The 22,018-nt window shown below is 42.9% G+C and carries 13 protein-coding genes; 2 read left to right on the forward strand and 11 right to left on the reverse strand.

All coding sequences use genetic code 11. The features are described 5' to 3' along the window. Positions 1–199, forward strand: a 199-nt coding sequence (locus RMY31_RS20590) for a hypothetical protein (protein ID WP_409878142.1), incomplete at its 5' end; no start/stop codon positions are given. A gap of 291 nt (positions 200–490) precedes the next feature. On the opposite strand, the gene RMY31_RS20595 is transcribed toward RMY31_RS20590, so the two are convergent. From RMY31_RS20595 to RMY31_RS20635, 9 genes are all read right to left on the reverse strand, one after another. Then, positions 491–2,875, reverse strand: coding sequence for a filamentous hemagglutinin N-terminal domain-containing protein (locus RMY31_RS20595; RefSeq protein WP_322664919.1), 2,385 nt, complete (start codon positions 2,873–2,875; stop codon positions 491–493). A gap of 184 nt (positions 2,876–3,059) precedes the next feature. Continuing rightward, positions 3,060–4,481 carry a Re/Si-specific NAD(P)(+) transhydrogenase subunit beta gene (gene pntB / locus RMY31_RS20600; RefSeq protein ID WP_322664917.1) on the reverse strand — a complete coding sequence of 474 codons (1,422 nt, stop codon included), beginning with the start codon at positions 4,479–4,481 and terminating at the stop codon, positions 3,060–3,062. A gap of 7 nt (positions 4,482–4,488) precedes the next feature. Next, a complete protein-coding gene (gene pntA, locus RMY31_RS20605) occupies positions 4,489–6,087 on the reverse strand; it encodes a Re/Si-specific NAD(P)(+) transhydrogenase subunit alpha (RefSeq protein ID WP_322664915.1) in 1,599 nt (532 codons plus the stop codon). 303 nt (positions 6,088–6,390) lie between these two features. Further along, the gene (locus RMY31_RS20610) at positions 6,391–8,907 is read right to left on the reverse strand and encodes an acyl-CoA dehydrogenase (RefSeq protein ID WP_322664913.1); all 2,517 of its coding nucleotides are present in this window, start codon (positions 8,905–8,907) and stop codon (positions 6,391–6,393) included. 124 nt (positions 8,908–9,031) lie between these two features. Further along, positions 9,032–10,213 (reverse strand): acetyl-CoA C-acyltransferase, encoded by a 1,182-nt coding sequence (locus tag RMY31_RS20615; RefSeq protein ID WP_322664911.1) that lies wholly within the window; start codon positions 10,211–10,213, stop codon positions 9,032–9,034. Positions 10,214–10,428: 215 nt separating this feature from the next. Further along, positions 10,429–12,798, reverse strand: coding sequence for a 3-hydroxyacyl-CoA dehydrogenase/enoyl-CoA hydratase family protein (locus RMY31_RS20620; protein WP_322664909.1), 2,370 nt, complete (start codon positions 12,796–12,798; stop codon positions 10,429–10,431). 193 nt (positions 12,799–12,991) lie between these two features. After that, complete coding sequence (locus tag RMY31_RS20625; protein WP_322664907.1) at positions 12,992–15,286, reverse strand: AMP-dependent synthetase/ligase; 2,295 nt, start codon at positions 15,284–15,286, stop codon at positions 12,992–12,994. Positions 15,287–15,767: 481 nt separating this feature from the next. Continuing rightward, positions 15,768–16,667 (reverse strand): alpha/beta hydrolase, encoded by a 900-nt coding sequence (locus RMY31_RS20630; RefSeq protein ID WP_322664905.1) that lies wholly within the window; start codon positions 16,665–16,667, stop codon positions 15,768–15,770. 847 nt (positions 16,668–17,514) lie between these two features. Continuing rightward, positions 17,515–17,931: a hypothetical protein gene (locus RMY31_RS20635; protein WP_322664903.1), complete on the reverse strand. Its 417-nt coding sequence runs from the start codon at positions 17,929–17,931 to the stop codon at positions 17,515–17,517. A 226-nt stretch (positions 17,932–18,157) separates the two neighbouring features. Here RMY31_RS20635 and RMY31_RS20640 point away from each other — a divergent pair, with 226 nt between their 5' ends. Continuing rightward, entirely contained in the window at positions 18,158–19,180 is a 1,023-nt protein-coding gene (locus tag RMY31_RS20640) for an IS4 family transposase (protein ID WP_322664902.1), read from the forward strand. Between the two features lie 50 nt (positions 19,181–19,230). Here the strand turns inward: RMY31_RS20640 and RMY31_RS20645 are convergent, their stop codons facing one another. Further along, positions 19,231–19,725 carry an acyltransferase family protein gene (locus tag RMY31_RS20645; RefSeq protein WP_322664899.1) on the reverse strand — a complete coding sequence of 165 codons (495 nt, stop codon included), beginning with the start codon at positions 19,723–19,725 and terminating at the stop codon, positions 19,231–19,233. Positions 19,726–20,101: 376 nt separating this feature from the next. Next, positions 20,102–21,736, reverse strand: a complete 1,635-nt coding sequence (locus RMY31_RS20650; RefSeq protein WP_322664897.1) for an alpha/beta hydrolase — start codon at positions 21,734–21,736, stop codon at positions 20,102–20,104. Positions 21,737–22,018 lie beyond the last annotated feature (282 nt).

The raw sequence follows: 22,018 nt of genomic DNA on the forward strand, positions 1-22,018 counted from the left end.
ATATCCATTGCGACTCAGAGATTCTAGTTTTTGCCTCTGTTCGGTATTCAGTAACACTTTATCTCTACGACCTTTCCCCATTAGCTTACCCCATTTTGTACCAACTTTATTGCACTATTTTAGCCTTGCCATGCCACTACCAAACTACCAAACGAAAATGAAGGCAGGTAAGTTTTTCCGACTTGTGTGTACATGGTAGTCTTGCAAAGAGGAGGGAACTGGATTTGTTATTTCCTCCCTTAGCTAAAAGGGATTAAGGGGGGTGAAAATTGGAGTCAATTTTTGATAATGTCAAAGCGGAAGCTCTTACAGGCTGCGCGAAATACGGAAACGTCAAGGCTGTAGCTCTTACAAGGACGAGAGAAGCTGAAAACGTCAAGGCAAAAGAATTTGTAGCGACAGCATAACGCACCTAATCTTTAAAAATCGAGCGATCGCCTTTGCAGTTTACCTCAAATGCGATCGCGCCATCTTGACTTAAGCGACCCCCTCATCTCCCCTGTTGCCCCACATTGCATGATTCTGGGGTCAAACCAGGATAATTGGGGGTGACAATAGGTGTAGAGGCTGTGAGCATTACTTCACCATTCTTACCTATTACCCAACCCTGAGCTTCTACTATAGGAGTTGGTGCGGGAGCAGGTGCGAGCGCGGAAACGGTACGGCTAGAGCGACTTGCTTTCGGGTCAAGAGTAACCAAATTTACCTCAATGACATCATCGGTAAGTATGTTGCTGGGACTGTCTGGCAACCCGCCGCGTCCTGTGGCAACAAAACTGCCAGTTTGCTCGCTGGGAGTACAGCCCTGAGCAATTTGCTGGGAAGCATCAACTAAATCGAGCGGCAGTTCTACTAATCCTCTACTAGGGTCAGCATTGAGTGTATTAAGTTCTACAGTGCCACTTAAGTCAGGACTTGCTCCTGTAGCAGTAATGTCGCTTTCTGGAGTAAGTACATTCCGAAACTGTGTGCCAAAAATACCAGAGGCTTCTATTATCACCCGACCTCCACGGAAGTCAGTAGAGTTAGCACTAATATCACTATTTTCTCTAGCTACTAAAACGTTAGTGTCAATGTTTATATTACCGCCGATAACATTGCTGCCAGTAGCGTTAGTAGTAATGTTACTGTTACGACGCAGCGATATTAAGTTTTTCGCACGTAGAGTTATTGTTGCTTGAGGGCGATCGGGGTTAGTGTTCGCACTACGAGTATCAGCCGTCAAAGTGCCATTATCTAAACCAATAGAACGAGCATCGATAGTTAAATTACCTGCATTCCCTGTTCTACGACTTTCCACAAATACTCCCGCCCCATCCCTAACTAAAAATTGTTGGGCGTTAATCGTTATGCTTCCCGCATCCCCTGCGCTTCTAGCTTGAACAGACAAGTTACTGGGACGACCACCAACGGAACGACCAATTAGTTGTACAGAGTCAGCAGTGACAGTTAAATTTCCTCCCTTGCCAGCACTAAATGTGGCAGCACTTACTGCTGCTCCATCTTGAATCAGCAATTCTTGAGTGTTAATTATTACTGAACCTGCATCTCCTACGCCTTGAGTCAGGCTAGCCAAGCCGCTAGCACTAAGATCGTTAGCCGTGCGACCAATTAGATATATTTTGTTAGCAGTGACACTTACATTTCCACCCTTGCCACTATTACGCGTACTAGCATTTACTTGTCCTCCTGCTTGGATAAGCAATACAGGAGTAGTAACTGTCACAGAACCTGCTTGTCCTTCTCCATCAGTTGCAGAATATAAGCCGCTAGCAGATATAAAGCCAGTACCAATCAATTCTCCAGTCAATTCCACTGATTCTGAGGCTTTTATAGTTAAGTTTCCTCCCGAACCTATGCCAAAGGCAGTAGTTATTACTTGCGATCCACCCCGTACAATCAATCGTTGGACATCAATGTTGACATTTCCACCTGCTGCTGAAGTGAAGGTATTGGCTCTGATAATAGAGGATCTTTCCAAGTCTAACTGCGAGGCTCGGACAAAAATCGCACCACTTTCTTGTTGATTGGAAATGCTACTGTCTTCCTCAAGGGCAATGTCTACAAAACTTCTAGACAACTGAATATTTCCAAATTTACTAGCGTTTTGATAGTCTAAAGTCCAGCCTTGGTCAGTTGTGCTGAGATTAACTTGACCAACTCCTGTAACGCTACCTAGTTCAACTCGCCCGCCTGGTGCATTCAGAAAAGCACCCTCTAGGGTTAAATTTTTGCCTACTAAAGCCAAGGTTTTATTTGATGGTACTATTAACCCAAGCCTCTGTTGACTAGCACGAGAACCACCAATTCCCTGTACGCGAATATCTCCAATTTTTGCTCCATATTGCAATCCAATAGGAACATTTACACTTAATAGAGGCGTAGTTTGTGGAGCAATAGCACTAAATTCCAAGCCATCTGCAAATTTCAAGCTACTTGCTGTACTAGCGACAAACGAACCACCAATATCTAAACGAGCATTTTGCCCAAAAATAATTCCATTGGGATTGATGAAAAACAGATTAGCTGTACCGTTGGCTTGAATCAATCCATCAATGTTAGAGATAGACGAACCTGTTACTCGACTAATTATGTTCTGAATATCCGCAGCATTGTTAAAAAAAGCTGTACGTCCAGTTTGAACGGAAAATTGCTCAAAGCTGTGGAACAAATTTGTGCCTCGCGTTGCCCCACCTGAGATCGCATCCACGGAGGAATCAGGAGTTTGAGGTATAACTACAGAATTTTCAACTCCCAAAGTACCATCGGGTACAATCTGGGCTAATGCAGAGTTACAACAAGCGATCGCCCCACCCATGACTAACCAACTCGTCAAGTAGGATTTCCACGTGCAACTGCGATCGCTTGTAGTCATCCGAGAATTTACCTTTTGAATATAGATATAGGAGGAATTTCTTTCTTAGGGACTTCCAGAAATTAAATTATTCAATTGTAAGAGCGAAGACGATTGTGAGATTCTTCCTCCCCTGCTCCCCTGCTCCCCCTGCTCACCAAAGCGATGGGATATTTTTTTAGTTGGAAGTCCCTTTTCCTTACCTCTAACGAATTGCACTTACCTCACTTAAATGTGCAAGTTTGGCGACGATCGCATCCAGATTTTTCTTGGCATCGCCAAATAACATGCGGGCGTTATCTTTATAAAACAGAGGATTCTCAACTCCAGCATAGCCACTGGCCATACTACGCTTCATGACAATGACACTGTCAGCCTTCCAGACCTCTAATACTGGCATACCAGCAATGAGACTTTGAGGGTTTTCCAAGGCACTGGGGTTAACAGTATCATTTGCACCAATTACCAGGACTACATTAGTTTTGGGAAAGTCTTCGTTAATCTCATCCATTTCTAGGACGATGTCGTAGGGCACTCTAGCCTCAGCTAACAAGACGTTCATGTGTCCGGGCATTCGACCAGCTACGGGATGGATGCCAAAGCGAACTTCAACGCCGCGATCGCGCAGCAGCTTGGTGAGTTCCGATACAGCGTGCTGGGCATGAGCTACCGCCATACCATAGCCAGGGACGATAATCGCACTCTTAGCTGTTTGCAGGAGTTCGATGGTATCCTCAATCGTTGCTTTAGTGACATTGCCTGCAAGCTGTTCGCCACTAGGACTTGCTGCAACCGCCTCTGCACCAAAACCGCCGAGAATGACGCTGATGAAGGAACGGTTCATGGCTTTGCACATGATATAGCTGAGGATGGCACCACTACTGCCCACCAGCGCACCCGTGATTATTAGTAGGTCGTTTGATAACATAAAGCCAGCGGCGGCAGCTGCCCATCCAGAATAGCTATTGAGCATTGAGATGACAACTGGCATATCAGCACCACCGATGGCCATTACTAGATGAATGCCCAAGACTGAGGCGATCGCAAACATCGCCAACAGCGATTGCAGTCCAGTCAGATGTGCTGTTGTCAAGAACTCGATACCCAACCATAATGAAGCCGCAATCATCCCCAGGTTGAGCAAGTGACGACCCTGCAACAGTAGAGGTTTGCTGCTGATGAAGCCCCGCAGTTTGCCAAAGGCAATTATCGAACCTGTGAAGGTGACAGCACCAATAAACACGCCCACAAAAATTTCAATTTGGTGAATTGTAAATTCAACTGGAGTTAGCGATCGCGACTCTTGCAGATAATTGGCAATGCCCACTAGAACTGCCGCAATCCCCACAAAGCTATGCAGAATCGCAACTAGTTCTGGCATCGAAGTCATCGCCACTCGAGAAGCCACTATTGCCCCAATAACGCCTCCTGGAATGACAACTGACGCTAGGATGCCGTATGTAGTTACGTCTAGGGTGAGTGCAGTAGCAACTAGAGCAATCAGCATCCCAACTATCCCGTAAACGTTGCCTTTGCGAGCAGTTTCCTGATTGGAAAGTCCCCCTAGGCTGAGAATGAATAAGGCACTAGCCACTATATATGCGACTGTCAGTAGGTTGTTCGACATAATTCTTCTACTTTTGGAACATCCTGAGCATCCGTTGAGTGACTAGGAAGCCACCGGAAATATTGATTGTCCCGACGAGGATAGCGATCGCTCCCAGGATGGTTGATAAACTTGATACCCCATAAATTTGGAGCATACCGCCAATAATAATGATGCCGCTAATGGCATTAGTAACACTCATCAGCGGTGTGTGCAGAGCAGGCTTGACGTTCCAAATTGCTTGCCAACCCACAAAGCAAGCTAGGACAAACACAATCAAATGAGATAAGAACGAAGCAGGCGCACTAATACCAATACCGACGAGAGCTAAACCAATCAAGAGCCAAGGAAGATAAGAGGACGCAGAGACGCGGGGACGTGGGGACGCGGGGATATTCTCTATGTCTTCCCCTGCTCCTCTGCTCCCCTGCTCCCGCTGCTTCTCCTGCTCCCCCTGCTTCCCCTGCTCCCCCTGCTTCTCCTGTTCCCTTGCCTTCTTTGGTGGCGGCCAGGTAATTTCTCCGTCATGAACTACCAAAGCACCCCGAATCACCTCGTTTTCGCGATCGACTTTATAGTCTTTAGCGCCACCCATTTCTTCGAGGATATGGTAAAGATTGATGCCATAAAGTTGGCTTGCTTGTTGGGCCATACGGCTGGGCAAGTCAGTCAGACCGACAATTGTCACTCCCTTGTAAGAGTAGACTTCACCAGGGTGAGTACAGGCGCAATTACCGCCCTGTTCTGCGGCCATATCGACAATGACCGATCCCTCATTCATACTCTCAACCATTTCCTGTGTGACTAGCACAGGCGCTTTCTTGCCTGGGATGAGCGCTGTCGTAATGATGATGTCAACTTCTTGAGCTTGAGCGGCGAACAGTTCCATTTCAGCCTTGATAAATTCGTCACTCATTACCTTGGCGTAGCCGCCCTCACCTGTGCCGTCCTCAGCAAAATTGAGTTCGAGAAACTCTGCGCCTAGGCTCTCTACCTGTTCCTTAACCACAAGGCGCGTATCAAAACCGCGGACAATTGCACCTAGACTTCTAGCCGTACCAATAGCTGCCAGTCCAGCTACACCAGCACCAATCACCAGCACTTTCGCGGGCGGCACCTTTCCCGCTGCTGTAATCTGCCCGTTAAAGAAGCGTCCAAAGTGATTAGCAGCCTCAATTACAGCCCGGTAGCCAGCCAGATTTGCCATTGAACTCAGGGCATCCATCTTTTGTGCCCTAGTGATGCGTGGCACTGCATCCATGGCTAACACTGTGGCTTTGCGTGCTACCAATTTTTCAAGTAAATCCGGGTTTTGGGACGGCCAGATGAAGCCGATTTGCGTACCTCCTTCGCGCAGCAGTTGGGTTTCATGTTTGCCAATTTCCGGGTGCATTTCTGGGGGACGCACCTTGAGTACGATATCTGCCTCTGTCCAAAGAGTAGAAGCATCGGACACAATCGTACATTCAGCCTGCATATATGCTTCATCCGCAAAGTTTGCACTTGCGCCTGCACCGGACTCAACAAGCACATCGAAACCAAGCTTAATTAGACGTTTGGCTGTGTCCGGCGTAGCTGCTACACGACGTTCGCCAGGGTAGACTTCCTTTGGTATACCAACCTTCATCCGTGTTCTCCTTTTTATGTAGCTGAGTTACTTAGGTAAAGAGAGACACTAATACCAATTCGCAATTAAGAAAGCCAGATTCAGTCTGAGTTTCCACATGCTTGAATCTGTAGCCTTCTTTTGGAGAATTGGTCTTATTTAGAGTTTGGGTTTAAACATATCATCAGGAGTAAGTCTTTATATCTATAGCTGTCTTAATTCTTCACAACACCAGGGAGGAGGTAAGAGGATTTAAACGCAGAGTAACGCGAAGGTAAGCGCAGAGTAACGCAAAGTGTTTTTGAGGAAATTCGCTCTTGAAACTTAGTTTTTTACCTTTTGCCACCTGCCCTCTGGAGACAGCGCCTTGGGCGGCTTTGCCGACTTGTGGCGACTGTCGTCCTCCTGCCTTTCCTTGTCCGCTAAGCTTTGACTGCTTTGTAGATATTCTTCTAAAGTGAATGAATCTACTTGAATAGCATCGTTGCGAGCGAACTCTGCTTCACAGATTAACTCAACATCTTTGTTATTAATTACGCCAGCTTTCAGAGCTGCTAAAATCAGTTCGTCAGGTTTTTGCTGTGGTAGTTTCCCTGCATGGCTAGCGTTTTTGATAGTTTTGATTATTGGTTCGGCTTGGGATAGCAATCTGAAAGCTTTTTCCAAGCGTCCCAATGCTTGATCGTTCGTGCTAGGAATATGAATACCTGCGGTGAGGCGATCGCGTGTTTGTCCTGGAGTTTGCAATTGATGGGCAACTTTACTGCCAAGTTTGTCATTGGGTAGGGAACCTATTGGATTTAGTCGCCACCACCAGCTTACAGGCCCGGCAAACAATGTACCTAGAACTGGTACAGAAAAATTGTGGAAAATGCCTTCAAAAGCTTCCTGCATCTGAGCAAAAGTATATTGCATTGTCCAATGAACAAAAGGTAAGTCTTCCGATTTTCGGCCTTCAGCTTCAAAGCGTCGTAAAGTTGCAGTTGCTAAGTACATCCAAGTGAGGATATCTGCAAACCTGCCTGTCAGTTTCTCCCGTCGCTTCAACGTGCCACCAAAGGAAAACATGGCAATGTCAGTTAGTAAGGCAAAAGTAGCAGATGCCCACTCTAGTTTGCGGTAGTATTTGGCTGTCGCCCCTGAAATGGGAGAGTGCGCCAAATACCCACGGGTAATATTGAGAAGCAAGGCTCGGAAAGCATTACGTACAGTCAACCCAATGTGATGCCAAAAAGCGCGATCGAAAGCTTTGACATCTGATTGATGCAACGCTGTAATTTCTTCATATACATAAGGATGACAGCGAATTGCTCCTTGTCCAAAAATCATCAAGGTGCGAGTGAGAATATTTGCGCCTTCGACGGTAATCGAAATCGGGGTTGCTGTATAAATATTTGCCAATAAATTTCTGGGGCCGCGACATATTCCCGCGCCGCCCATAATGTCCATGCCGTCGTTGATAATTTTGCGGGAAAGTTCTGTCAAACTGTATTTGGCGATCGCCGAAATTACCGCTGGTTGTTCTCCTTTATCTACTGCACCGCAAGTATAAGTTCGAGCCGCTTCCATTAAGTAAGTCAGACCACCAATTCTTGCCAAAGGTTCTTCTACACCTTCAAAACGACCAATCGACAAACCAAACTGCTGCCGCACTACTGCATGAGCGCCTGTAACTCTGGCTACTAACTTCGCAACTCCCGTACAGCTAGCAGGGAAGCTAATTCCTCGACCTGCGGCTAGACTCTGCATCAGCATCTTCCAACCATTACCCGCCTGTTCTACACCACCGATAATTTGGTCAATGGAAATGACGACGTTATGTCCTTCCGTAGGGGAATTGTAGAAAGGCACACCCATCGGATCGTGCCGTCTACCCATGATGACACCAGGTGTATCGGTAGGAATTAAAACGCAAGTAATGCCAACTTCTTTACCTTTACCTAAGTAATTTTCTGGGTCGCGTAATTTGAACGCCAATCCTAAGAGAGTTGCGATCGCAGCTAAGGTAATATATCGTTTCTTCCAATTCAGACGTAGATAAAGTTTGCCATCTTCACCTCTAAACACTGTTCCTTCTGACTTGATGCTGGCTGCATCTGACCCCGCAGTGGGTTCCGTCAGCGCAAAACAAGGAATTTCTTCACCACGTGCGAGGCGAGGTAGGTAATAATTTTTCTGTTCTTGTGTACCGTAGCGTAGTAGTAATTTTGCCGGGCCTAATGAGTTCGTCACCCCAACAGTAGCAACATGGGTAAAAGAACGGGATGCTAACTTTGTCATCACGTTGCTGTAGGCAAAGTTAGAAAATCCCAAACCGCCATATTCTTCGGGTATCATCATTCCCAAAAAGCGTTCTTGTTTGAGATAGTCCCAAACTTCCGGCGGTAAATCCTTGCGGCGGTAAATTTCCCAATCAGTCACCATGCGACAAACTTGTTCGACTGGGCCATCGAGAAATGTTTGTAGTTCTGGTGTAACTAGAGGATATGGTTCTTGATTGATTCTTTGAAAGTTTGGTTTACCAGAGAAAAATTCTCCATCTACCCAAACATTTCCAGCTTCAATTGCTGCTCGTTCGGTATCAGATATTTTTGGTAATAAATTAAAAGCTTCAATAGCTTTAATTAAGGGTGATGTAATGATAGTTTGCCGCAGAATTGGGATGTTTAATGTGAGGGCGATCGCACCAAAAATAGTCCAAATCCAAATAGGGGCGTGAAAATATACTAGCAATGCTGCGAAATAAAGCGACCAAACCCACAACGGAACGCCAATGTAACCGAGTAATAGTAGTAGGAAAATGAGTGTGGGAATAACTATGGTTGGTTGAAGAAAGTTCATTAGTTTTACCCCAAATTAGAAAAATTTCATGCAGAGGCCCAAAGGCGCAAAGAGGAATTTCCTCAGAAACACTCTGCGTAACTTTGCGTTATCCTTTGCGTTCCTCTGCGTTTAAAAAAGAAAATTAAATTATTAAATTCTCAAACACCGCCGCTGCACCCATGCCACCGCCAACGCACATCGTTACCAAACCATAACGAACACTACGCCGTTTCATTTCGTGGAACAGGGTAGCTGTGAGTTTCGCACCAGTACAACCAAGGGGATGGCCGAGGGCGATCGCACCACCGTTAACGTTGATAATTTCTTCATTAAGACCGAGTTTGCGAATTACAGCCAAGCTTTGGGCTGCGAAGGCTTCGTTGAGTTCAATTAAGCCAATGTCGTTTAAGGTCAAACCCACCTGTTTCAAGACTTTAGGTATCGCTTCCACCGGGCCAATACCCATCACTTCTGGGGCGACACCCGCCACCGCATAGCCTAACATCTTACCCATAGGACTGACATCGAGCATCCGAATCATGCGATCGCTCATCACTACCGTTGCGGCTGCACCGTCTGACATTTGCGATGAGTTACCCGCAGTTACACCACCACCCATACGAAATACTGGTTGCAATTTCATCAAAGCTTCCATACTAGTGTCAGGACGCGGCCCTTCATCTACTGCAAACACTTTTTCTATCGGTCGCGGAGTGCCATCAACATAGAGTATTTCGCGGACTTGGATTGGTACAATTTCCTCTGCAAACCGACCTTGCCTAATAGCAACTAAAGCTTTTTCATGGGAACGCAGCGCAAAAGCATCCTGTTCTTGGCGGGAGATTTCGTAATGCTGCATGACGTTTTCGGCTGTAATGCCCATCGTGCAGTAAACCTTGGGCATTTCATCCATCATGTTTGGATTGGGAGCCAAATAATGTCCTCCCATGGGAATCAAACTCATAGATTCCGCACCACCTGCAACAATTACTTCCGCGTGTCCAGCCATAATTGCTTGAGTTGCCATTGCGATTGTTTGCAGCCCAGAAGCACAGAAGCGGTTCACAGTCATACCTGCCACAGAATCAGGTAAACCCGCACGCTGGGCAATTAACCGCCCGATATTAAACCCCTGTTCCGCTTCCGGAAAAGCACAACCCATAATCACATCATCAATGTAAACAGGTTCTAAGTCTTTAACTTTTTCAATTGCTGCTTTAACAACAACTGCACCCATATCATCAGGACGCATATTATGTAGCGTACCCCGTGGCGCTTTTCCTACAGGTGTGCGGACACTACTAACTATATAGGCTTCTTTCATATGTTTTCACCGATTTTTAAATGTGTTGATAAATAAGGCAGAGGGCAGATGGTAAGGAAAGAATGAAGGTAGATGGTAAATTGTGGGGATAGAAGGGAATAATTAACGAAGAAGGTAAATAGTTGAAGAAAGAAATTAGATGTCACAAAATTGATTTCTAATCATTTCTGACTTCGGAATTTGAAACCCTTCTGCCTCCTGCCCTCTGCCTTCCCTTAATTTCGCAGGGGCTTTTTCGTCTTCAACATATAAGCAATCCTTTCCTGAGTTTTCGGTTGCTGTAACAGTGGTAAAAACGCCTCTCTTTCCAATTTCGCTAAATAGTTCTCATCAACCAAAGCAGGCGCAGTTAATTCCCCGCCAGTCATCACATACGCCAAGCGGCTAGCTAAATAACTGTCATACTCCGAAATGTAACCTCCTTGCTGCATGACATAAGCGGCGTATTCCAACATTGACCGCGCTGGACGACCTAACACCATCACGGCGTTACGTTCTGGCGGTGGCGCGTAACCTATGCGGTCTAGACATAGCACTTCCTCTTTCGCCACAGTCAAAAGTCGGTCAGCATTCATCACAATCTTGGTTGTCGCTGAGAGGAATCCCAATTCCTGCCCTTCGTGGGCGCTACTAGAAACCTTCGCCATACCAACAGTTTCAAACACTTTCCGCACGAAAGGTTGGATATCTTGCGGTGATTCGCTGGCGGCTTTGTCAGCTGCCCATGTCACCATCCGCATAATGCCGCCAGCCCCAGGAATTAAACCAACGCTGAGTTCTACCAGTCCGATGTAAGTCTCTGCTGCTGCTACTACATAAGGACAAGCTAAGACTAATTCACACCCTCCGCCTAAAACCCGCCCAACAATTGCCGCGATGATTGGTTTCGGGAAATATTTAATTCGTTGCAGTAAAGTTTGAAATTTGACGATTAGATCGGCAATACCTTTACCGTTTTCTGTTTGGGCTAACATGGCCATTTCTGCCAAATTCGCCCCACCAGAGAAGTTTGCACTGTCGTTACCAATGACTAATCCTCGATAATCGCTTGCTTCAATCAGGTCTAATACCTCTGCTAAACCTTCTACGACTTTTAAAGTCAAGGTATTGCCTTTGGAACGAAACTCGTACAAAACCACTCCATCCCCTAAATTCAGCAATGCTGCGTCCGAGTTCTGCCATAAGATGTTTTTGGCATCTTCTTTAATACTTGCCAGATGAATTTCATCTGTTGCGGCTTTCGGATGTTCGCTGATGCATACTGCACAGGCATCAACTACCTTTTGTTCAGCCCAAGATAGTCTGTCTTTGCAATAGAAACTTTGCACGCCAGAATTGTGCATCTTCTCTACCCACTCTGGCACAGATATATCAGCAGCTTTCATGTCTGCTAACACAGTCTCAAAGCCAAGGACATCCCAAATTTCAAAGGGGCCGAGTTCCCAGCCGAAACCCCAACGTATTGCCCGGTCAATATCTGCGGGTTTGTCGGCAATTTCCGGAATGCGACGGGCGCTATAACCCAAAATTTCTAAGGTTGATTTGCGGAAGAATGCACCTGCACGACCAAGGTCATGGTAGAGTTTTTGGAGGCGATCGCCTAAATCGCTAATCTTCCCAATTGCCTCAATATCCCCTAAATCAAGCGGTTTAGCTGCTTCATAAGCCAGTGTCGTAGGATTAATTGAGAGTATTTCTTTACCTTGCTTTTTGTAAAAGCCTTGACCTGTTTTTGCTCCCAATGTCCCAGTTTCTACTAGTTTCTTCATTAACTGTGGGACTCGAAAGACTTCTCGGCTTTCATCGTCGGGAATGGCTGGGTAAAGGTTGTGTGCGACATACATCAAAGTATCTAGCCCCACCAAATCAGCCGTGCGAAATGTAGCTGATTTTGGCCGTCCAGCAATTACCCCCGTTAATGTATCAATTTCTTCAATTGTGTAACCTTGCTCAGTCACACCCCGCAGTCCCTGCATGGTTGCATACATACCTATGCGGTTAGCAATAAAGTTGGGTGTATCCTTGGCTACGACTACGCTTTTACCGAGGTGCATCCAGGCAAACCACTGCATTGTTTCTAGAATTTGCGGGTCAGTATCTGGTGTGGGAATTAACTCTAGTAATTTCAGGTAGCGCGGAGGGTTAAAAAAGTGAGTCCCTAAAAACCGCTTGCGAAAAGACTCAGAACATCCTTTTGCAATTTCATGGATAGGTAAGCCACTAGTATTAGTAGAAACTACAGCATCATCACGAATAGTACTTTCTATCCGCGCCATCAAATCTTGTTTAATAGCAAGATTTTCGACTACAACTTCTATTACCCAGTCAACATCAGCAATGCGGTGAAAATGCTCGTCAAAATTGCCCAAAATGACGCGCCGGGCTGTTTTTTCTGTAAATAAAATCGGTGGAGACTGCTTGATAGCTTTTTTAAAAGCTGTTTCTACGACATCATTTTTATTGTCGCCTTGGGCCGCAATATCTAATAAATGAACTGTTAGTCCCGCATTGGCTAAATGTGCGGCGATTTGTGAACCCATCACCCCCGCACCCAATACTGCGGCTTTCTGGAACGGCTTAAACATATATCACCCTTCCTAATTTGATTTTGGATTTTAGATTTTGGATTGAATAAATACCTAAGCGGAACTGAGAGCATCTCAATTTTTCAAAAATTCACCGAACTGACGCAAAAAACCTCTACAAATTTCTTACTTTGCGCTCTTTGCGTACTTTATGGTTCGTTAATTATTTACTCCTTCAAAAGAAGTCTAGTAGCTATGAACTAAGAGACTGAGCAAACGCAGGGCATGAGAATGTCTGATTTACCGGACATAAATCATTTATTTTTCCTATTGTGACATTCTCACGTCTTTGTATCCTCTTATCTTCATATATTGCATTAATTTCTTGAGCAAACACCTCTAAAACTTTTACTCTATTAACCTCCTGAGTTAGTGTTAGCAGTTCATTCTCAATCGTGAGGCTAGCATTAATTAGCTGGAATCTTTTTACCGTTGACCAATGAGGCAAATGACAATTCGCTTCATCTACCAATGCTTGATATAAAGCAATAATGCAAGGATGTTTGAGCAAGTCTTCAGTTGGTAAATTAATTCCTATTGATAAAGCCTGCTGATGTAAGTTATCTAAATCAGGGAAAATCAGCATAGCACAAAACTTACGATCGGCACCTATAGCAACAGCATTCGTTACTAAAGGAGATTTTTCTAACCTGTTTTCTATTGGTTGCGATGTGACATACTTACCTGTAGAAAGTTTAAAACGGCTTTTTTTCAGACCAGTAATCTTGAGAAAACCGTCAGAGGTAAATTCACCTAAGTCGCCTGTATGCAACCAACCTTGAACATCAATTAGCTGCTGGGTAGCTTCTGGGCTTTTGTAATAGCCTTGAGTAATGTAAGGACTTCTGGTGAGAATTTCCCCATCTTCTGCAATGGTAACTTCTACTCCAGCAATTGGTATACCTACAGTTCCTGCACGGTTGAATTGACCGCGATTGCAGGCTACTGCTGAACCGGTTTCAGTTAAACCATAGCCTTGCAAAATTTTTATTCCCGCAGCAGCAAATAAATTCACAATTTCTGCTTTTAAGGCTGCACCTCCACTAAGTAAGTATTTTATATTGCCACCAAAAACAGCACGCCATTGCGAAAATACTAACCTATCCACCAACTTCAACATCAAAATATATTGACGTTCTGGTGTTTGTCCCAATTCATATTTTTGGGCTAATTTTATTGCCCAACTCATCATTGATTGGTATAGGGGAAGATAAAATTGACGAGGTGAGATAGCGTTGCGTGGGGAAAGTAAATGTGTTCTTAGGGTTCTCCCCGTTGTAGACAACTGGAGGGTAGCTTCTCGCAGAGTTGCAAGTGAGGTTTTTCTAACCCAGCTGGTTGAGAATTTAAAGGATGACAATGTAAAATGACGCGGCAAATTTACCCATCTATTTGTTTGTTTTTGACTCTGTATTTGATTTTTATCTCCTTCTTCTAAAAGTTTGCTATAAACTTTTTCTAATAGCAAAGGAACTGTAGCAAATATTGTTGGCTTAACTTCTTTCAGGTGTTTTAATACCCGATTAGAATTACTGAAATAAATGCTATGACCATAGTTAATATGACCGTAGACAAAGACACGCGCTAAAACATGGGTTAATGGTAGAAAAGAAAGAACTACTTCCTGCGCTCCTAATGCCAGATCGGGGATTCCTGTAAACATTGCTAGTGCATTGGCGGAGAGATTTTCATGGGTAAGCATTACCCCTTGAGGTTCTCCAGTAATTCCAGGAATATAAATAATAGTGGCAAGGTCATTAGCTATCAGTTGGGAATTAAGTTCCTGAAAACAAGCTTCAGAATTTTTTCCCCGTCCGCGAGAGCGAATTTCCTCCAGTGAAAATACTTCAGGTAAAAGACGCGGTGATGTTTCAGAAGAAGATTTAAAGGGATGTGATGATGAGGTAACGCTGAGACACTGAGAATTATTTCTCCATGTCACCGCGTCTCTATGTCCCCGCGTCCCTATATCTTCTCGTTGATGCCAATCAATAGGAACATCAACAACTATTACTGTTTTGAGATAGATTGCATTTTGCAGGTAAGGAAGAATTTGAGATAGCAAGTCGAGATTAGAAATAATCAATGCTTTTGCTTCTGAGTGCTGCAAAATGAAAATAATATTTTCAATTGTCTGGGTTAAATCAATTGGTACATTCACCAAACCTGCAAGTAAAGAACCCATGTCAGCAATATAAAAATTGACATCGCTGTGCATGAGTAAAGCAATGCGTTGACGCGAATGCGTCTTGCCGGAGGCATTGCCTGCTTCAAGTGATAAATCCAGCAAACCCAAGGCTAATTCCGCCGCAGCCGTGCGAAATTCGTGATTAGATACAGGTTGCCAGCCTGTATCTGTAAACTGGTTGAAGGCGCGGGGGTTGGGAAAGCGATCGCACGCTTCATCTAATAAGGAAGGCAAAGTACGCCCTAAAACGACTTCTCCAGAGTTGGGAAGCGCTCTATAGACCTGATTTGTAGATAACATTTTCTCCAAGAAGAGTTTCTAATTCTTCCCCTCGTTATTAGTTATCAGCTATAGCAATTCTAAATATTTGTGTTTTGGTGGTGATTGCCCACCTCAGAATTTTTCACTAATCAAATAGAACTGCTATGTCAGTTATCAGATGTTAATGTTCGCTATTCGCTGATAACTGATATGGGTATTAGGAAAATATTTTCCTCGCTCCCAATTTGTTCTTTTCTTAAATTATCTCAAGATAGTTGGGCTAACCTTAATGCCAGACTAGGTAATATGAAAGATGCTGACTTTTGATATCTAAGTCTTGAAGACTACTAAATGTCTCCTTTCAAGTTTGTATCTATCGAGTACAGAATTAATCTTTGTTTAAGAATTAGGACTGTTTAATAGCTACATGTCTTAAACTAAGCTCTTCTCTACTAATAATAATGTAGATCCTGTCGGGGATCAATGACAAGGTTTGTATCTTTTTTGCAAAGAAACTCATCTAAGGAGTAAAAGTTTCAGTTTGTAAATTCGGTATTTTTATCCGACACGTTGATGATTGATTGTCTATTTCTCCAGCTAAATGCTTTTCTAGCCATTTCTCCAAATCTACAAGTATTTTTTGGTAATTGAGATCCAAGTGAAAGTCGTGGTAGTCACCAGGATACTCATAGCTTTCTTTGTCGGGGAAGACTACCTTTTGGAAAAACGTCACACTGCCTTCTGGCGGTGTAATCTTATCGCCACTGCTATAAAGAATTAGCAAAGGAACTTGTAACTCACAAGCATGACTTGCAACCCATTTTTCAGTGGCGAAAAATTCTGCGGCAAGTCGCGCACTACCATACTCGTGTCTTAATGGGTCTTGAATGGTAATATAATTCGGGCTTCGCAAACTTGCGCCTTTATCAAGACCTACTTTCAGACTAAAGTTTGGCCAGACTTGTGAAAGCATTCGCCCCAATGCAACTTTTAATAGGGGAAGCTTAACTTTTCCCAAAGCAGGTGCTGTCAAGATCAATCCCTGCAAGCTTTGAGGAAAGCGCAAGGCGAAATCTACAGCTATTACTGCTCCCAAACTGTGACCCCATAAAAAACATGCACAACCAGGGCCGCGTTCCTGAATGCGTGTCAAAAAGGTATGTAAATCTTCTCGCAACTCTGCCCAAGAATTAATATGGCCTCGTTGTCCGGGCGATCGCCCATGTCCCCGCAGGTCAAAAGCGTAGACAGCATAACCCAAGGGCAGTAAATGCTGCACGGCATCATTAAATAATCCGCTATGCGCTCCAAACCCGTGTACTATAGCGATAATTGCTCGTAATTCTCCCTCTGGCTGCCAGCTTTGGTAATAAAGAGCAAGTCCTCCTGCTCCTGTGAAGGTGCCTTCGATGTGTGTCATTGCTGTACCTACCAAATGCGTTTTTCTACAATTCAGGCTTCAAGACGCAATTGGAATTTTTCGGGTGTAGTTTCTGTAATTAATAGCCTTTGTGATGTAGAGAGCGCTAAAATGCTGACTACAAACTATTACAACTAATCGGCTATTGCTTAGTTAAAACTTTACCCTAAGTAGATATTGTCTTGCCCACTTGGTTGCAACCTTACGGCGTTTGCCAAATCAGGCATCGATTTAACCCAAATAAAAATGTTGATATAAGCAATCTACGTCTTGAAACTTTGATACAAATTGTTAAGAAATTTGTTAGGTTTCAAAACCTAGGTTTTAAAAGTCATTGTGCATCTCTTCATATCAAATATAGCTCACTTGTATCGAACAATCGCACAAGATATACAAGATACAACCTTATGAAATAAGTAAGTAGGCGTAGATATTTATCGTTGAGATAAAGCACAAAGTAGAAGGGAAGACGTTTGAGCTAAGTTTATCACCAAGCATGAAAGTGGTATTTTACCCTACACCCCAAACCCTTTTTAACTCAATCGGTAGAGTAATAACGCTTGACCAAGCGCGACTTATGGAGTTTCTAACTAATCCGATTTAAGCCAATCGGTAGAGAGTTTGTCTAGGAGGCTTTACCCAGTAATGGTTTCAGCCGCCGAATTGACACCACTACTATAAGTATAGTAAATCCTCCCGAAAAAAATACAAAATAGCATTTTCAAAGTCTCTCCCTGCAAGCAATCGGCACCACTCAACGAGAAATATAGGGTTTCACAGATTTAGCGAGTGGTGTCGATACACTATCTACTTAGCGCAGATCGTCGAGAAAGCTAGACTTACTCAGCTACTTGAGAAACAGCACTTTTAATAACTCTGTTTGACCTGGGTTAATATCCAAATTCTTGATGGATAATCCGACGATTTTTCTTTGAATGTGGGTGATTGCGATCGCGCTAGAAACGACAACGAAGAATGCAACAACAAAATTGAGATTAATCTTGGCAAGTTTCAGACAGTTTAGAACAAACGTATGCCAGAGATAAATCCACAAAGTATTACTACCAGTAAATATAAAAAATTTGCTTAATACTTTATTTCTAGTGATTTTGTCAGAAAATTGAGCGACTACATAATATAGTATTAACGACACGCCTAGTGCGTATGAAGTGTAATACAGTTGCGGTGGATATTTGTAACTGTGACCTGCTTTTATCTCACCCAATGTTAAATACAGATAGATTCCAGTGGCAATAAAAACCACTAGGCTAGTTACCGATATAGCTATAATTTCTTTTTTGCTTAACTTGTTTATATAATTCCCTATTCCCAGTAGACAAGAATAGGGAATTATATAAACAAGATAGGTGTTGATAAAATACGTGAAATAGGGTATTTGCCAGAAGTGTTGAATGTTAAGAAAAAGCTGATAAAAATAGCCCAAAATATGATAAGTTTTGGGCAAAGTCTAAAAATATATCTGTTTGATAGTGATTATAAATTCATTTCCTAAGATTGTCAAAGATATTCTGAAAGAACTATCAAAAAACGATTATCCAGTATTGAACAGCCGTCTGTTCGTTGAGTGTTGGCTATCCTATACCTTGGATAACAGTCTCACAAGTATGCGAGATTTATTTAAAAGATTAAATAACAATTGTTTTGATGTAGATATTTCTACTTTTACCAAAGCAAGTTCTCACCGCACGCCAAAACCATTTCAAGAAATTTATCAGAAATTAAATGAGATAGTGCATCAGAAAGCTCACAAGAAGTTACATGATAAATATGCAATTTGTCCGATTGATTCAACAGTTATTACTTTGACAAGTAAGTTGTTATGGATATTAGGCCATCATCAGGTAAAACTTTTTAGTTCCTTAAATTTAGCTACAGGAATCCCAGAAGATAACTTCATCAATTTTGGTCATCATCATGATTATAAATTCGGTTCAAAGATGATGTCTAGTTTACCAATAGATGCTGTTGGAGTAATGGATCGGGGATTTGCAGGATTAAAATTTATCCAAGAATTAGTACAAGAAAACAAATACTTTGTTTTGCGGATTAAAAATAACTGGAAACTAGAATTTGAGGATGCAACTGGATTAATCAAAGTTGGTGCATCTGATGATGCTCAAGCCTATAGAGTTATTAGTTTTTGTGATTTGGAAACGAAAACTGAGTTTCGCTTGGTGACTAATTTACCAGGAGATGGAGAAACTGCTATTAGTGATGATGAAATTCGGGAGATTTATCGATTACGTTGGGGAGTTGAATTGTTATGGAAGTTTTTAAAGATGCACTTAAAACTGGACAAGTTAATTACCAAAAATGTCAATGGTATCACGATACAAATCTATGGAAGTTTGATAGCTTACTTAATTTTACAGCTTGTATCTGTTCCCAAACAATGGGGAAATACATTATTAGATAAATTCCGCTATCTTCAGTCTTGTATGTGTCAGAAAATCAGCTACGTCCATTGGTTTGAGGAGATAATGTTATGTTGACAATTTTAGGCTTTTTAGACTTGTTATAATCAATAATGTAAAGTTTTGTATCAGCATTCAACATTTCTGGGTATTTGCCTGATGGCTCCTAAAGTGACTTCGTGTAATAAATAAGCCGTAAAAATAACTGCTAAAAACTGAATTTTTGTAAGAACACGGCTAATTCTAATAATTAAAGGTGCGACTATGGCAATTATCAAAAAAATCCGGATAATCCAAACATAACCGACTGTTAACCCAAAAGTTCCTATAATTACTTTTTGTGTAAAATTTTCTCCCGCTAAACTGAAGATAGTAAAATAAAATGCCAGGAAAAGCCATGTAGGGGCAATAAGTCTTGGTATTCGTTTTTTCAAATAGTTAAAATATGATGGTTGTTTTTTAGAATTTGTATAAGATAGCAGTGCGCCTGATGCAATAACCATCAGCCCTACGTCAAAATTCCGCAACTGATACAACACTGTTGGCGGATTAACGTGTGCGAGAATAATTCCTAGCAATCCTATAGCCTTGAGAACATCAAATTTTATATCTCTGTCTTGCATGGTGTATAAAATTACTTGTATGACGAGAGTTCAAGGAATGTAACATTGAAAATGATACCCCCGCAATAGAATACCCCGATCGCCAAAAACGAGCAAGAAGCTTCGTCATAAATAGCTGGACAAAAATATTTACTGTCATTGCGAACAAAGTGAAGCAATCGCAAGGGTTTGGGATTGCTTCACTTCGTTGCACTCGCAATGACATTGTGTAATTAATTCTGTCCGATTACTTATCTTTTTTTATAGTCAATAAAAAATAATACTTACCCAAAGTGATACTATTGACCCCCGCGTTGGTGTAGTGGGGGTCTTTGAGTATTGGTACAGCGTTTCCATACTAGTGCGATCGCATCCTTTACCCACGCTTACAAGACTTTTATTTCTCCACTCGTAAAACATCAGGAGGAATCTCCCTGACGAGGCGAAATGGAAATTCTTTAGTCGAAGCCACTTGGGCATAATCTGAGGTGAGAAAAATCGCATATTTCTCAGCTTCTGTTGTTAGCTGTGCTGCCATTGCCAAAGTTATAGCTTTCACAAATTTGCGAACATCAGCTGCTTGTTCGCCTACAACTTCACCACCACTAAAAGGTGTATTGGGCTGTCCTATCTGATCCAAAGTATAAGCGGGGTCTTTTACACTCAAATGAGTACCCCCAACTATACCAACTAACCATTTTGGGGATGGAATTTTCGCAAATGCCATAATCTGTTCGGTTAAGGCTGGAGTAGTTTTATCTGCGGAACCTGCCAACACTAGGGTAGGTACTTGCACCTTAGTTAAACCAGTTTCGCCAAACATCAGAGAAGCTGTAGGATTGAAAGCGATCGCCTGTGTTATTCTGGTATCCCGTAGTTGATAGCTGTTTTCTGGAAGTTCTTGGGCAATACACTGGAGAGTTTCCCCTGCACTCAAAACAGTTAAGTTATTTTTACAGCGTTGTTTGAGTTGTTCTAGTTGTAACTCGCCTCCTGCAACTGATAAGGCTGTACCACCGCCAAACGAATAGCCAATGACCATCACATTATTAGTTGCTAGTTTCCCTTGCAGCGGATTATTAGCTGTTTGATTCAGCTTTTCTAGTTCATCAAGGATAAAACTAACATCTCTGGGACGTTCCAGAAACTCTTGGGGTTTCAAAAACCTGGTTTTACCTTCTAATGCCGAGTTGACATATGCGGTATTACTACCAGGATGTTCTAAAGCTACAAATATATAACCGTGAGATGCTAAATGTTCTGCCAGATAGCGTAAGTCACTGCGGACTGATCCCATACCGTGACTATATATGATGACGGGTTTGTCAGCAGTCACAGCGCTTGACCAGTAAATATCAACAGCAATATTACGCTGGCGCTTTTGGTCATTCAAATTCAAGTTAAGTACTTGTACTTGAGCATTTCCTGGTTGGGAGGGGTCAAAGGGTAAAGAAATCTGCGGTTTATAGGGGTCGATTCGGGGAGCGATCGCCAGCATAAACTGCTGAGTGCGCCAAAAACCCGCATTAAAAGTACTCGCTACTGTCAATGCTTGCGGCAGATTAATTTCCAGGCGTTTACTAGGATAGGCAGCAATAAAACTCAATACGGAAAGACCCTGCTTTGCTGTAGAGCCTAATATCAGTCCGGCTCTGATTGCTTGTACTCCAGCTTTATCTTTTCTGACTAAAGCTGTAGAAAAATCACTGAGAATCGTTGTACCAACTTGGGTATTGAGTAACCGATTGAGAGTAACCACATTTATAGGTACTTTCATTCTCAGTGCCCCCACAAGAAAGCGGCGTTGGTCTTCAGATAATTTATTAGTGTAAGACTGTAAATTCGGAGGAAGTTTTCCAGTTTCCGCAGTTTTTTGCAACTCAGTCAGGGACACAGATTCTTCAAAAAGACCGACACGTACGACAACAGTATCAGCCGCTTGTGCAGTAGTGTTTGCCCCGACAAACTGTGTCAAAGCGATTGCCAAAGAGAAACCTGTAAATAACTTGAGACTTTTCCAGCTTATTCCCATAAAATCCTCACCATTTTATCCTTACGGGAATATAGCCGATATTTTAAGAATTGACTAACTAATAGGATTTACACAGCAATACGAAAAATTAAGGGTTTGCACAAGGGACATCCAATAATTAAATTACTCAATTCCTGCATCCAATACCAGTATCCAATTTCTTCTCCCCCTGCCTCCCCTGCTCACCCAAGCGATTGATGATTTTTTTATTTAGAAGTCCCCAAGGGGTGTGAGCGAGCAAAACCCTTGGACTCCTACACTCATCTTCAATAGCAATCCCCT

This window comes from Dendronalium sp. ChiSLP03b, assembly GCF_034531165.2.
GTDB lineage: Bacteria > Cyanobacteriota > Cyanobacteriia > Cyanobacteriales > Nostocaceae > Dendronalium > Dendronalium minutum.